This window comes from Chryseobacterium sp. C3, assembly GCF_014218905.1.
GTDB classification, from domain to species: domain Bacteria; phylum Bacteroidota; class Bacteroidia; order Flavobacteriales; family Weeksellaceae; genus Chryseobacterium; species Chryseobacterium mucoviscidosis.
The window spans coordinates 228061-241203 of the sequence record NZ_JACLCU010000009.1 but is presented as its reverse complement, the minus strand read 5'-3'; the positions used below and the strand labels follow the sequence as shown (position 1 = coordinate 241203).

At 36.7% G+C, this 13143-nt stretch carries 12 protein-coding genes; 2 read left to right on the top strand and 10 right to left on the bottom strand.

Annotated elements, in window-relative coordinates; translation table 11 throughout:
• Positions 1-139: 139 nt before the first annotated feature.
• Entirely contained in the window at positions 140-523 is a 384-nt protein-coding gene (locus H6W53_RS19235; protein WP_116097654.1) for a winged helix-turn-helix transcriptional regulator, read from the bottom strand.
• Between the two features lie 102 nt (positions 524-625).
• On the opposite strand from H6W53_RS19235, the gene H6W53_RS19230 reads away from it, so the two are divergent.
• Positions 626-1510 (top strand): NAD(P)H-binding protein, encoded by an 885-nt coding sequence (locus tag H6W53_RS19230; RefSeq protein ID WP_185209019.1) that lies wholly within the window; start codon positions 626-628, stop codon positions 1508-1510.
• Between the two features lie 315 nt (positions 1511-1825).
• Here the strand turns inward: H6W53_RS19230 and H6W53_RS19225 are convergent, their stop codons facing one another.
• Positions 1826-3109, bottom strand: coding sequence for an ectonucleotide pyrophosphatase/phosphodiesterase (locus H6W53_RS19225; RefSeq protein WP_185209018.1), 1284 nt, complete (start codon positions 3107-3109; stop codon positions 1826-1828).
• A 275-nt stretch (positions 3110-3384) separates the two neighbouring features.
• Between H6W53_RS19225 and H6W53_RS19220 the strand changes: the two genes are divergently transcribed.
• The gene (locus H6W53_RS19220; RefSeq protein ID WP_185209017.1) at positions 3385-4437 is read left to right on the top strand and encodes a TerB family tellurite resistance protein; all 1053 of its coding nucleotides are present in this window, start codon (positions 3385-3387) and stop codon (positions 4435-4437) included.
• A gap of 49 nt (positions 4438-4486) precedes the next feature.
• Here the strand turns inward: H6W53_RS19220 and H6W53_RS19215 are convergent, their stop codons facing one another.
• The 8 genes from H6W53_RS19215 to rpoC form a co-directional block, all read right to left on the bottom strand.
• Entirely contained in the window at positions 4487-5230 is a 744-nt protein-coding gene (locus tag H6W53_RS19215) for a T9SS type A sorting domain-containing protein (RefSeq protein WP_185209016.1), read from the bottom strand.
• 3 nt (positions 5231-5233) lie between these two features.
• A complete protein-coding gene (locus H6W53_RS19210) occupies positions 5234-5761 on the bottom strand; it encodes an ankyrin repeat domain-containing protein (RefSeq protein ID WP_185209015.1) in 528 nt (175 codons plus the stop codon).
• Positions 5758-6303, bottom strand: coding sequence for a YceI family protein (locus H6W53_RS19205; RefSeq protein ID WP_185209014.1), 546 nt, complete (start codon positions 6301-6303; stop codon positions 5758-5760). The genes H6W53_RS19210 and H6W53_RS19205 overlap by 4 nt, the downstream gene beginning before the upstream one ends.
• Positions 6304-6311: 8 nt before the next feature.
• On the bottom strand, positions 6312-6650 hold the full coding sequence (locus H6W53_RS19200; RefSeq protein WP_087707472.1) for a c-type cytochrome: 339 nt from the start codon (positions 6648-6650) through the stop codon (positions 6312-6314).
• A 3-nt stretch (positions 6651-6653) separates the two neighbouring features.
• On the bottom strand, positions 6654-7499 hold the full coding sequence (locus tag H6W53_RS19195; RefSeq protein ID WP_185209012.1) for a DUF5777 family beta-barrel protein: 846 nt from the start codon (positions 7497-7499) through the stop codon (positions 6654-6656).
• A gap of 121 nt (positions 7500-7620) precedes the next feature.
• Entirely contained in the window at positions 7621-8271 is a 651-nt protein-coding gene (locus H6W53_RS19190) for a Crp/Fnr family transcriptional regulator (protein ID WP_116097664.1), read from the bottom strand.
• A 139-nt stretch (positions 8272-8410) separates the two neighbouring features.
• Positions 8411-8716 carry a DUF3467 domain-containing protein gene (locus H6W53_RS19185; RefSeq protein ID WP_029295596.1) on the bottom strand — a complete coding sequence of 102 codons (306 nt, stop codon included), beginning with the start codon at positions 8714-8716 and terminating at the stop codon, positions 8411-8413.
• Positions 8717-8802: 86 nt separating this feature from the next.
• Entirely contained in the window at positions 8803-13068 is a 4266-nt protein-coding gene (gene rpoC / locus H6W53_RS19180) for a DNA-directed RNA polymerase subunit beta' (RefSeq protein ID WP_087707479.1), read from the bottom strand.
• Positions 13069-13143 lie beyond the last annotated feature (75 nt).

Sequence of the window (13143 nt, the reverse complement as noted above, 5' to 3'; positions counted from 1 at the left end):
ATTTCCTCTTCCAATCAACTGCCAAATATTACGAATTATTTCTGACAAAAACACCAACTATTTTTGACCACATTACCGTGGTTTATGGTTTATGGAAATTAAGCTTTCTGATGGTTAAATTTTTCTGATGGTTAATTTTTTACAATGCTACCTTTCTTAAATGGTCATATTTTCCTTCCATATGTTTAAATGCCCATTCTGCCATGGAACTGATAACCGGAATTAAACCTTTTCCTGCCTCACTCAATTCGTAAGTAACATGGGGTGGAACAACCGGTTTTGCGGTTCTGATGATCAGTCCGTCATTTTCAAGTTGCTTTAAATGCTGGATCAGCATCTTTTCGGTTACCGCAGGAATGGCGCGTTTCAGTTCGCTGTATCTTTTGTCTCCGTTGGAAAGATGATATAATATAATCGGTTTCCAGAATCCGCCGATTTTTTCCATGACATACGTTACGGGACAGGAATCCAGTGCGTATTTTTTATTCTGCTGAATGGTTGATGTTTCTTTTATGGCTGTCATAATGAATACATACTTTAGGGTAAGTACTTGTATAAAAGTAAGCACAAATATACCTTTGTATCAGGAAATAAAAAAATAATTATCAACAAAAAAATAAAAATTATGAAAATCATCATCACCGGTTCATTGGGAAATGTAGCAAAACCTCTTGCAGAGCAATTAATTTCAGAAGGACATGATATTACCGTAATCAGCAGCAGCGAATCTAAAAAAAGTGAAATTGAAAATCTGGGAGCCAAAGCCGCTATCGGTTCTATTACAGACCTGAACTTTTTGGTTGAAACTTTTAAAGGAAATGATGCCGCCTTTCTGATGACTCCACCCAATATGGGATTTGAAAATCTTGTTGAAAACACAAAAAATGCAGGAAAGAATTACGCTGAAGCCGTTCAACAAACCGGAGTTAAAAGAATTGTAATGCTGAGCAGCATCGGAGCAGAATCTCCTGTGGAAAACGGACCAATAAAAGGTCTTCATGCTATTGAGAAATTCTATAATGAACTGGAAAATACATCCGTCACTTTTTTAAGAGCAGGATATTTCTACATTAATTTCTTTAATGATATTCCTCTGATTAAAAACGCAGGAATTCTTGGCGCGAATTATCCGGATCACACGGAAGTTCCATTGGTTCATCCCAGAGATATTGCAAAAGCTGCTGCTGAAGAACTGTTAAAAAATTCTGAAGGCAAACATGTAAAATATATTGTAAGCGATGTTCGCAAAGCTCAGGATTTTGCAAATATTTTCGGAAATGCCATCGGAAAACCGGAACTTCCGTGGGTAGAATTTAAAGATGAAGATTCTTTACACGGGATGCTTCAGGCAGGAGTTCCGCAGGAAATGGCAGAATTGTATACAGAAATGGGAAGAGGAATCCGTACCCGAATTGTTCAGAAGGATTTTATTGAACATGGTTCTGTAGTGGAGGGAGAAATTAAACTTGAAGATTTTGCGAAAGAGTTTGCGGATAAATTTAATGCTTAATGTTATTTATAACTTTTTCTTTTGTCCTGAAACAAAAAGAAACAAAAATTCAAGACTCGGAAACTTCCGCTAAAAATTAAAATTTAATCCTAAAATTCCCAAAACTTGCGCGAATTAAAGATTTGCCTTTTGATTTAATATTTGTCTCGCGCATCAAACAGTGGGAATTTCTTAACGGACTAAATTTAAATTTTCTTAACGCTCCATTTTCCTATGTCATTTAATCTTTACATTCAAATCAATTTCGGCGAGCCTTTGGCTCGCCGAAACTGTTATCAATAGATTATTTAAACTAATCTTTACCTCAACCTTGATTTATTCCTTTTCTTTCAAAATTCCTTTTAAAACCTTCAGCTTTCCGTCAATAGGCTGATCGATTTTCAATCCTAAAATTTCTGCAACTAAAGGATAAACGTTGATATTCTGAAATTCATCGATCACCATACTATTTTTGAATTCCAGTCCCCATGCAAAGAATGTGGCTTTCATTTCAGGAACTATCTGCGGATTATAGCCGTGCTTTCCAACCGATGATTTTTTTCCTTTTTCCAAGAAAATTTTGGGAGCATTGGGAATCAATAAAATCTGTCCGATTCTTTTATACTGGTCATCTTTTGCTGAGAAATGAAGATATTTGGGAAGCTTTTTATCCAGATAGACTTCATAATCTTCTGTTTTGTTAGCTTTTAATTCTTTATAAACCCTTTTAACCTCATCTGGATTTTTAACGTAAACCCTCAATAAAGTCTGCGAATTGTAAAAATCAAATCTTTCTTTATTAAAAAGCATTGCGGGAATTTCTAACGGACTTCCTCCATCCACTTTTATCATTCCGTGATCCGAAACAAAGACAAAGTTTACATTTTGTAATCCTAAATCATGAACTTTCTGAACCAGTTCGCCAATAGCTCCATCCACCAGATGAACAGCATCTTCGGTTTCTCTGGAATCCGGACCGAAATGATGTCCGCTTGCATCAACTTCAGGAAAATATAATGAAATGAAATGTGGTCTTTTTTCCATTGGCAGCTTTAGCCATTCGATTACTTTGTCCACTTTTTCAGATGGTGAGAATTTTTCGTGGTAATGGTAATAATAAGTAGGTCTGTTTCCTCCTGCATTGCTTGCAGAACCTACCCACATTAACGAAGCGGAAAGCATTCCCTGTTTTTCAGCGAGTCCCCAAAGCGGCGTTCCGCCGTACCAGTTTCCGTCTTCGGCATTTTTTTTATCGCTCATGGCGTAACTTTCCTTCTTTTCATAATCGTAGAAATAATTATCGATCAGTCCGTGATGAGAAGGATACAATCCGGTAATCAATGTCCAGTGATTGGGAAATGTAATGCTTGGATAACTGGGAATCATCGCTTTTGCCTGAACTCCTTCATTGGAATATTTCAACAGATTTTCTGCGTTGTATTTTTTAGCATAATCATACCGAAACCCATCTGTAGAAATCATGATGACATAAGGTTTCGTCTGAGCTTCAGCCGTATTGTACCGATTAGCAATTACAACCTCTCCTGTATCAACATTATCTTTTTGGGCAAAAACTGTCAGTGAAAAAATTAACAGTAAAAATTGAAGGCTTTTCTTCATGATTTATATTTTCTGCAAAATTAGGGTCTAGAATCCTGAAAGAAAAGATTCTTCGGTTAAAAAAAGATTAAAAGCATTTTTTAGAATGAGTGTAAATTAAAAAACATTGTCTCAAAAATATCAAGATCATAAACTTTTTCCACATTACGGTAATCCGTAAAATATCTTAAGGACTTTTATTTAGCTTAGCTTAAATTTTTAAAATATTGCTTTATCTGAACAAATATTGTTTAGATGAAAGACTTGATTAGGAGAATAATAAAAAAATAATATTCATGAATACAACATCAGAAAGTGATAAGTCAACAAAAATGCTACAAGTTTTAGATTGGGCATTTGAAAAATCTTTAAATGGAATTCCAGGTGTTTCTGAACCAATAGAAATTTTTGCATCAAACTATACAAAAGGAAAAGGTACTACTTTACAAAATGTTAATTCATTAATTCGTTGGCAAATTAGCAAGACAACGACTTCTGGTTTTGTAACTGGTCTTGGAGGTCTAATTACATTACCCGTTGCAATACCGGCAGATATATCTACTGGTATTTATTTACATATGCGAATGATTGCAGCAATTGCACATATTGGAGGATATAATGTGAAAGATGACAAGGTAAAATCACTAATCTATTTGTGCTTAGTTGGCGAGTCTGTAAAGGATATACTAAAAGATGGAGGAATAGCTGTAGGTACTAAACTTGCAATGAGCTCTTTAAAATCTGTATCTGGTAAAACCTTGACAAAAATAAATCGCATGGTCGGATTTAAGTTGATAACAAAATTTGGTGAAAAGGGAGCTATTAATCTCGCTAAATTTATTCCTTTTGCAGGTGGGATTATAGGCGGAACAGTTAATGCAATTGCAACTAATGCAATTGGTAATCTGGCACGAAATACTTTCATTGAAAATAATGATTCTGAGAATATTTCAACAACTTATACAATATATGAAGATGCCGAATTCATTGATAACCAAGATATAATTTTGTCAAAATTTAATTCTTACGTGAATCTAATAAAAGTTGATGGAAAAATAGCAAAAGAAGAACTTGAGATATTTGAACAAGAATTAAACCAATCAATTTTATCTGAAGACTTGAAACTGAATTTAATTAATAATCTACATTCTAAAGAAAGTATACCTGTTGATTATTCTATTTTTAAAAATAATGTTAATGATGCTTTAGAATTAATTACAAATTTAATTAAGTTAGCAAAAATTGATAACGAATTTCATATTTTAGAAAAAATGTTTATAAAAAACATTAGTATTCAAGTTGGTTTTTCATTAGAAGAGATTGAAGAATTAATGTTAACCGTAAAATAAAAAAGTAAATTATTGTCATAAAAAAAGACCACTTTTCAGTGGTCTATGTTTATTCTTTAATTAGCTGTTCAAAAGACGTTGAACCATCTTTTAATGTAATTTCCAGATAATAATTTCCGGCTTTCAAATCGGAAATGTTCACTTCTTTTCCCTCAGCTTTTATGGTTCTTACCCTTCTTCCGGTAGATTCAAAAACATCAATATTTTTTATTTTATCGGCATCTTTGAAATTAATGGTTTCTTTTGCAGGATTTGGATAAAGAACTACTTTTTTGCTTTGTGCAGCGACTTCTCCGGTTGCCAAAACAGCTCCCATCGTAAGAGAAGCGTATCCTCTGTTTGAAGAATGGTAAGATATTCCCGTTCCTCCTGCAGTTCTTGCATAGAAAATATTAATGGTTCCCGCAGAATTAGGAATGGCAAAGTCTCCGGTTCCTCCGGCAAGAGATCTTGTAGCCACTACTGTTCTTGTGCTTCCCGAAACGGTGTTTGAAACCTGAGTCCAATCCTGCGTAGCATCTGCAGAAGGTGAGGAAAATCCTACGAATGTATAATCTCTGTTTGAAGATGAATTGTAAATAAATCCATCTGATCCGTTTGCCATTCCGCTTGATCCGAAACCGATTCCGAGCATTGAATTGCTGTCTCCAGTTAAAGTAAGCGTAGCAGTAGTTGCATTGGTGTCTAATTTCACCGTCATTGCAGCAGCCGATAAATTTACTGTACCCGACGAAAACTGCGCTCCTACAGAAATTGCAAGAGCCATTGATAATGTGAGTAAAACTTTTTTCATATTTTAATTTTTAAGTAGATTAATTATTTCTTTATTGTTTGTCTGTAAAGCATACTCAAAAGGAGTCATTCCCTGTGCATCCTTTATGGTTTTGTCGGCTTTATACTTCAGCAGTAATTCCGTCAGTTCTTTATTTCCGAATTTTACTGCCCAGAATAAAGGAGTTGATCCTGTAGCATCCGCAATATTCGGATTGGCATTTTTATCTAAAATGTAAGTTACCAGATCTTTGTTATATTTTACGGAAAGTCCCGACAATGCTGTTCCTTCACGGCTTTTATAATTAATGTCCTTTACATTGTCCATCAGAAATTTGGCAACCTCTACATTTCCTCTGTAACAAGCTAGAATTAAAGGAGAAAAACCGCTTTCGTTGGTCTGGTTGATGATATCCGGATTCTGCTTCATCATGTCTTTCATTTCAGCAATAGTTCCGCTTCTGGCAACATCAAAAATAGATTTTGCCTTTTCCTGAGCGTTTGTCAACGTAAAGCTCAGAAACATTCCTATCCATAAAATTACATTTCTCATTGTTTTGTAAGAACATAATTGTATTGAACATTCACGTTTTCAGCAATCTTTTTAGATACCATTTTCGGAATGGTTACTTTATGATCTGCGGTCTTGGCAACAAATCCTCCCGACATATAAATTTTTCCGTCTTTGGCATAAATGGTTGCCGCAGAATTATACACTTTATCCACACCATGAAAATTTAATTTTCCCTGAACAGTATATTTCTGAGGTGTTGCGGATAATTTAGACTTATCAAAATTCAGAATTTTTCCTGTGAAGGTTGCCTTCGGATATTTCGCCGTTTCGGCATAGCTTTCATTGAAGTGTTCTTCCATTAATTTTGTTTTGAAATGGAAGTTTTTCACGACAGAAACTGATGCAAAATCTCCTGTATCAGCATTGATTACCGCGACGTTATTGTCGTCCTGTGCAAAAACATCTTCAAATAAAGGAACTGATGCTTCAAACGTTACTTTTCCTGTTTTAGCCATATATTTTTGGGCAAAAGCAAGATTGGTGAATAATAACGCTGTTATAAATAAAAATAGCTTTTTCATATTAATTTCTAGTTTTCGAGAAGCCCGTCGGCTTTCCATTTCGTGATGATCGTAATTTGTGAGGGCGATAAACTTCCGCCTTGAGGCATTTTTAAAGGATCTCCGTTAGCGCGGCTTATTCTGTCTATAACGTTATCAATATTTGCTTTCACCTGAGAGTAGTTTGCCAGCGCCTGAACTCCCGGTGAATGACAACTCACGCAATTGGCATCCATAATGGGCTTTACGTCTTTATTGTAAGTTACCACTTCTGCAATCGGAGTATTATCCGAAATTTCCTCATACGTTCTGCTTTCACAAGCCGTTAATACTAATGCTGATGAAACGATGTATATCAATTTTTTCATACTCTAAAATACTCTGTAAAGATTAAACCCAAAGAAAATCTGCCCTTTATCCCATTTTCCGGCGGCATTGGTTAGATAACCAATATCCGAATTCAGTTGGGAATTGGTGAACAAAAGCTGGAACACGTGTCCCCCGGTTTCTATATCCATCCCTAAAGAAAGCGGATTTTTGTAGAAACTGTGATTGTCGAAATTCACAAAATATTCTGCATTAATAGAAACTCTTTTGGAGATTTTATAACGTCCTCCCAAACCTGCCAAAAACTGGTTTTTATCTTCAATAGTAGGTTCATAAAGATTTTTGTGAACGTATGACGGTGTTAACTGAAGAGAAAATTTATCGCTGAATCTTCTGGAAATTAAAGCCTGCGTAAGATAGGAAAGTCTGTCCCCAAACTGAAGATGTGGATAATTATCTTTGCTGAGATCTGTATTTACTGCCAAAACATTATAGCCTACAATATCTACAGGCACGTTTTCATTCTGTTTTGCAAGTCTGTATTTTACACCGCCCTCAAAAGTTTTCAGGTTGGTTTCTCTGGAAAGGCTTACTGAAATCCCGTCTGTAATGCCATAAATGACTCCGAGTTTTGTGGAAGCATCATCCAGCCCGAAGAAGTCTTTAAATCCTTTGCTTACATCGCCGAAGCGGTGCGCCACAACAATATACCATTCATTCTTTGCGGGAAGTTTGGTAGATTGCCCGGTTACAATTTGTAAAGCTTTAAAAGCGGGTTGGGAAACATCGGTGTTTTTTGTCTGAACGGTATCAATATCTTTCAGCAGGTCTTCCTGTGCAAAGGAAAAAACTGAAGCAAACATTGACAAAAATAAGAAAGTTTTTGTCATACACATTTATTTAAATTAGTACAACAAACTTATCGACTTATCGAGTTAAAATTGTGTGATAAAAGTCACCGACTGTATTGTTTTTATCAATGAAAATGTTAAAATAATTAAATATCATTTATTAGCCTTGACTAACATTTTCATTCACAGGTATTTTTATGCCTTCTTTGGTCTGAATAATTTCGCCTTCGTTTTCTATTTTTTTAAGAACACGGCTTACTACTTCTCTTGAAGTTCCCAAACTGTTTGCTATTTCTCTGTGGGTAAGTTTGATGGGATTGTTTCCGGTTGCTGAAATCTGTTGTTTTATATAGTTTAAAACTCTTTTATCCAACTTATGAAAAACGGCATCATTTACCATATTCATCACATCAATAAATCTTTTGTCGTATTCTGAATAGAAAAGCCTGTTGATTTCCGGAAACTTAATGAGCCATTCATGGACAACGGACACCGGGAATAACAATACTTCGGAGTCTTCTTCCGTAACGGCGTAAATACGGCTTGTGCAATCTGTAAAGATTGAGGAGAATGTCATGAGACAACTGTCATTAGAACGGATATAATAATAGATCAGTTCTCGACCGTCATTCAGGCTGAAAACCCTTATGGAACCTTTAATAAGGAACGGAACAAATTTATTTTTCTGTCCTTCTCTTACGATCTCGGTTTTCGCTTTAATTTCTGTAACGATGGCGTGTTTATCCAGCTCTTTTAAAAAATCATTTCCTAAAAAGCCAAATTTGTTAATAATAAACTGATTATTGATCATATTCTTTATATCCTTTCTAAAAACAAATTTAAAAAAATATCAATATAAGAATGAAGAGAATGCGAAACTATTCATTATTTAAAAGAAAAAAGCTGCTCCACTTTTGTGAAACAGCTTTCTTTATTTTTGAGAGTAAATCTTAAGCGTTTACGTTGTTTCCTCCTAATACGAAAGGCTCAACTTCTTTGATTTCTCCGAATTGCTGCTCGTAGTTAGCAATGTTTTGCTGAAGAGCAGAAAGTACTCTCTTAGCGTGAAGCGGAGCAAGGATAACTCTTGATCTTACTTTAGCTTGTTGTACTCCCGGCATTAATTGGATGAAATCTACTACAAACTCAGATGGAGAGTGGTTTACTAAAGCTAAGTTAGCATAGATCCCCGCTGCTACCATTTCGTTTAATTCGATGTTGATGTTTCCGTCTTGTGGATTTTGATTGTTGTCCATTGTTATAAAATATTTTTTTATTCGAAATTTTGAGGTTGTGAAAATATAAAAATAAATTCAAACCTCAAATTTCCGAATCATTATTTTTAGTTAAGATCTTCGAATTCTTTTTTAGAACCTACGATCACATTTTGGTATTCTTTAAGACCTGTACCTGCAGGAATTCTGTGTCCTACAATTACATTTTCTTTAAGACCGTTAAGATCATCTACTTTACCTGCAACTGCTGCTTCGTTAAGAACCTTAGTTGTTTCCTGGAACGATGCTGCAGACATAAACGATTTCGTCTGAAGAGCTGCTCTTGTAATACCCTGCAATACAGGTGTAGCTGTAGCCGGTAAAGCTTCTCTTACTTCAACTAAAGCCTGATCTTCACGCTTCAGCTTAGAGTTTTCGTCTCTTAATTCTCTTGCTGTAATCATCTGACCCGGCTGGAATACTTTAGAATCTCCGGCATCTACTACTACTTTAAGACCGAATACTCTGTTGTTTTCTTCCAAGAAGTCATACTTGTGTTCAAGAGCACCTTCAAGGAACTGAGTATCACCTCCATCAACGATAGATACTTTTGTCATCATCTGTCTTACGATGATTTCGAAGTGCTTGTCGTCGATTTTTACCCCTTGTAAACGGTAAACTTCCTGAATTTCATTTACTAAATATTCCTGAACCGCAGTTGGACCTTTGATTCTTAAGATATCGTCCGGAGTAATGGAACCGTCGGAAAGTGGCGAACCAGCTCTTACGAAGTCATTCTCCTGTACCAAAATCTGGTTGGATAATTTAACTAAATAAATTTTTCTTTCTCCAGTTTTAGCTTCAACGATCAATTCTCGGTTACCTCTCTTGATTTTTCCGTAAGAAACTACCCCATCGATTTCTGTAACCACCGCCGGGTTTGAAGGATTTCTTGCTTCGAATAATTCGGTAACTCTCGGAAGACCTCCGGTGATATCCCCTGCTTTTGCAGATTTTCTAGGGATTTTGATTAAGACTTTACCAGCCTTAATTTTTTCACCATCGTTTACCATTAAGTGGGCTCCTACCGGTAAGTTGTACGCTTTCTGTTCAACTCCTTTAGAATCTACCACCTTCAAGGTAGGTACAGCTTTCTTATTTCTGGATTCGGAGATTACTTTCTCTTCAAATCCTGTCTGTTCGTCAATCTCCAACTGGAATGAAACCCCTTGGATAATGTCTTCGTATTCTACCTTACCGGCAGTTTCTGCAATGATAACCGCGTTATACGGATCCCACTTACAGATTACATCGCCTTTCTTCACTTTATCACCTGGTTTTACAGATAATATGGAACCGTAAGGGACGTTAGCTACCATTAACGGAGTTCTGGACTCGTTATCAGCAACTAATCTGAATTCTGTTGAACGGGAAACTACCACTTCCGCAGTATTACCGTTTTCATCTTCAGAAGTAATGGTTCTTACCTCATCCATTTCAACGATACCATCTCTTCTTGCAACGATTGATGGGTTTTCTGATACGTTTCCTGCAGTACCCCCTTGGTGGAAGGTTCTCAACGTAAGCTGAGTTCCCGGTTCCCCGATGGATTGTGCTGCAATTACACCTACCGCTTCACCCATATGGATCATCTTCCCTGTTGCTAAGTTTCTACCGTAGCATTTTGCACAGATACCTTTTTTAGCTTCACAAGTAAGTGGTGAACGAACTTCAACTGCTTCTAATCCTGCTTCTTCAATTCTCTTCGCTAACGCCTCACTGATTACCTGATCTGCTTCAGCAATTAATTCATCACTTTCAGGATCATAGATATTATGTAATGATACTCTACCTAAGATTCTTTCAGAGATTCTTTCAACGATCTCATCATTTTTCTTAAGTGCGGTAACTTCTGTACCTCTTAAAGTTCCACAGTCGTCTTCTGTAACGATAACGTCCTGTGCAACGTCTACCAATCTTCTCGTTAAGTAACCTGCATCGGCAGTCTTAAGAGCGGTATCCGCAAGACCTTTACGGGCACCGTGGGTAGAGATAAAGTATTCTAGGATGGAAAGACCTTCTTTAAAGTTAGCAAGAATCGGGTTTTCGATGATCTCCGCTCCGGTAGAACCAGCTTTCTGCGGTTTTGCCATCAAACCTCTCATCCCTGATAGCTGACGGATCTGTTCTTTAGAACCCCTCGCTCCGGAATCAAGCATCATGTATACAGAGTTGAAACCACCTTGGTCAGTTTTCATTCTTCCCATGATCATCTCAGTAAGGTTGGCGTTGGTTGTAGTCCAAACGTCGATTACCTGGTTATAACGTTCTGTATCTGTAATAAGACCCATGTTATAGTTGGCTCTAATTTCATCTACTGTTCCGATAGAATCTGCAATCATCTGCTTTTTCTCAACAGGAACCACGATGTCTCCTAATGAGAAAGAAAGACCTCCTTTGAATGCGTTTGAATATCCTAAATCTTTCATTGCATCCAGGAATTTCACTGTTGTAGGGAAATCTGTATCTGCAAGAATTTTACCGATAACGTTTCTCAATGATTTCTTCGTTAAAAGCTCATTGATATATCCTACCTGCTTTGGTACAATCTGGTTGAATAAGATTCTACCTACCGTAGTTTCAATTAATCTTGTTACGATTTCTCCGTTTTCTTTTACCGGAAGTCTACATCTTACTTTAGCATTTAAAGATACTCTTCCTTCCGCATAAGCGATTTCTGCTTCTTCAGGAGAATAGAATGCCAAACCTTCACCTTTTACTTTCATATCTTCTGTAGAACTCAATTCTTTGGTCATGAAATAAAGACCAAGAACCATGTCCTGAGAAGGTACCGTAATTGGAGAACCGTTTGCAGGGTTTAAGATATTTTGAGAACCTAACATCAATAACTGAGCTTCAAGGATCGCTTCAGGACCTAACGGTAAGTGTACCGCCATCTGGTCACCGTCGAAATCGGCGTTGAATGCTGTTGTTACCAACGGGTGAAGCTGAATTGCCTTACCTTCGATCATCTTAGGCTGGAATGCCTGAATACCCAATCTGTGAAGCGTAGGTGCTCTGTTCAGTAGAACAGGGTGACCTTTCATCACGTTTTCAAGGATATCATACACTACCGGCTCTTTTCTGTCGATGATTCTCTTAGCAGATTTTACTGTTTTTACAATTCCTCTTTCAATCAGTTTTCTGATGATGAACGGTTTGTACAATTCCGCAGCCATATCTTTAGGAATACCACATTCGTGAAGCTGTAAGTTTGGACCTACAACAATTACGGAACGCGCTGAGTAATCTACCCTTTTTCCTAATAAGTTCTGACGGAAACGACCCTGCTTCCCTTTCAATGAATCTGAAAGTGATTTCAACGGTCTGTTTGATTCAGATTTTACGGCTGAAGATTTTCTTGTATTATCGAATAGTGAATCTACAGATTCCTGAAGCATACGCTTCTCGTTTCTTAAGATTACTTCCGGAGCTTTGATCTCCAATAATCTCTTCAAACGGTTGTTTCTGATGATTACTCTTCTGTAAAGGTCATTTAAATCGGAAGTAGCGAAACGTCCTCCATCCAACGGAACCAATGGTCTTAGTTCTGGTGGAATAACAGGAAGTACACGCATGATCATCCACTCCGGTCTGTTGATCATTCTTGTATTAGCACCTCTCAATGCTTCTACAACGTTCAATCTTTTCAGAGCTTCCGTTCTTCTTTGTTTTGAACCTTCGTTGTGTGCTTTGTGTCTCAGGTCGAAAGACAATGCATCAAGGTCGATTCTTTTTAGTAATTCTTCAACCGCTTCCGCACCCATCTTAGCGATGAATTTGTTCGGATCAGAATCATCAAGATACTGGTTCTCAATCGGAAGAGTTTCCATGATGTCAAGGTACTCTTCTTCAGTTAAGAATTCCATATTTTCGAAATCAGAACCGTCTAATTTTTTAGCAATACCCTGCTGAATCACTACATATCTTTCATAGTAGATGATCATATCCAATTTCTTGGAAGGAATCCCTAAAAGGTAACCGATTTTGTTCGGTAAAGAACGGAAATACCAGATGTGCGCAATTGGAACTACCAGATTGATATGCCCGATTCTCTCTCTACGTACTTTTTTCTCCGTAACTTCTACTCCACAACGGTCACAAACGATCCCTTTGTAACGAATTCTCTTGTATTTACCACAAGCACATTCGTAATCCTTTACAGGACCGAAGATTTTTTCACAGAACAAACCGTCTCTTTCAGGCTTATGTGTTCTGTAGTTAATAGTTTCCGGCTTAAGAACCTCCCCTCTCGATTCCTGAAGAATAGATTCCGGTGAAGCTAAACCGATGGTTATTTTATTAAATCTACTTGATTTATTTTTATTTGACATTTGTTAGATTTTAAATTTTAGATTTTAGATTTTAGATTAATTTCCGAATGTTTCCATTCAGCATTTATAATTTAA

Coding starts and splice junctions, on each gene's coding strand:
- H6W53_RS19235 (WP_116097654.1), bottom strand. CDS start 523: ATGACAGCCATAAAAGAAACATCAACCATTCAGCAGAATAAAAAATAC.
- H6W53_RS19230 (WP_185209019.1), top strand. CDS start 626: ATGAAAATCATCATCACCGGTTCATTGGGAAATGTAGCAAAACCTCTT.
- H6W53_RS19225 (WP_185209018.1), bottom strand. CDS start 3,109: ATGAAGAAAAGCCTTCAATTTTTACTGTTAATTTTTTCACTGACAGTT.
- H6W53_RS19220 (WP_185209017.1), top strand. CDS start 3,385: ATGAATACAACATCAGAAAGTGATAAGTCAACAAAAATGCTACAAGTT.
- H6W53_RS19215 (WP_185209016.1), bottom strand. CDS start 5,230: ATGAAAAAAGTTTTACTCACATTATCAATGGCTCTTGCAATTTCTGTA.
- H6W53_RS19210 (WP_185209015.1), bottom strand. CDS start 5,761: ATGAGAAATGTAATTTTATGGATAGGAATGTTTCTGAGCTTTACGTTG.
- H6W53_RS19205 (WP_185209014.1), bottom strand. CDS start 6,303: ATGAAAAAGCTATTTTTATTTATAACAGCGTTATTATTCACCAATCTT.
- H6W53_RS19200 (WP_087707472.1), bottom strand. CDS start 6,650: ATGAAAAAATTGATATACATCGTTTCATCAGCATTAGTATTAACGGCT.
- H6W53_RS19195 (WP_185209012.1), bottom strand. CDS start 7,499: ATGACAAAAACTTTCTTATTTTTGTCAATGTTTGCTTCAGTTTTTTCC.
- H6W53_RS19190 (WP_116097664.1), bottom strand. CDS start 8,271: ATGATCAATAATCAGTTTATTATTAACAAATTTGGCTTTTTAGGAAAT.
- H6W53_RS19185 (WP_029295596.1), bottom strand. CDS start 8,716: ATGGACAACAATCAAAATCCACAAGACGGAAACATCAACATCGAATTA.
- rpoC (WP_087707479.1), bottom strand. CDS start 13,068: ATGTCAAATAAAAATAAATCAAGTAGATTTAATAAAATAACCATCGGT.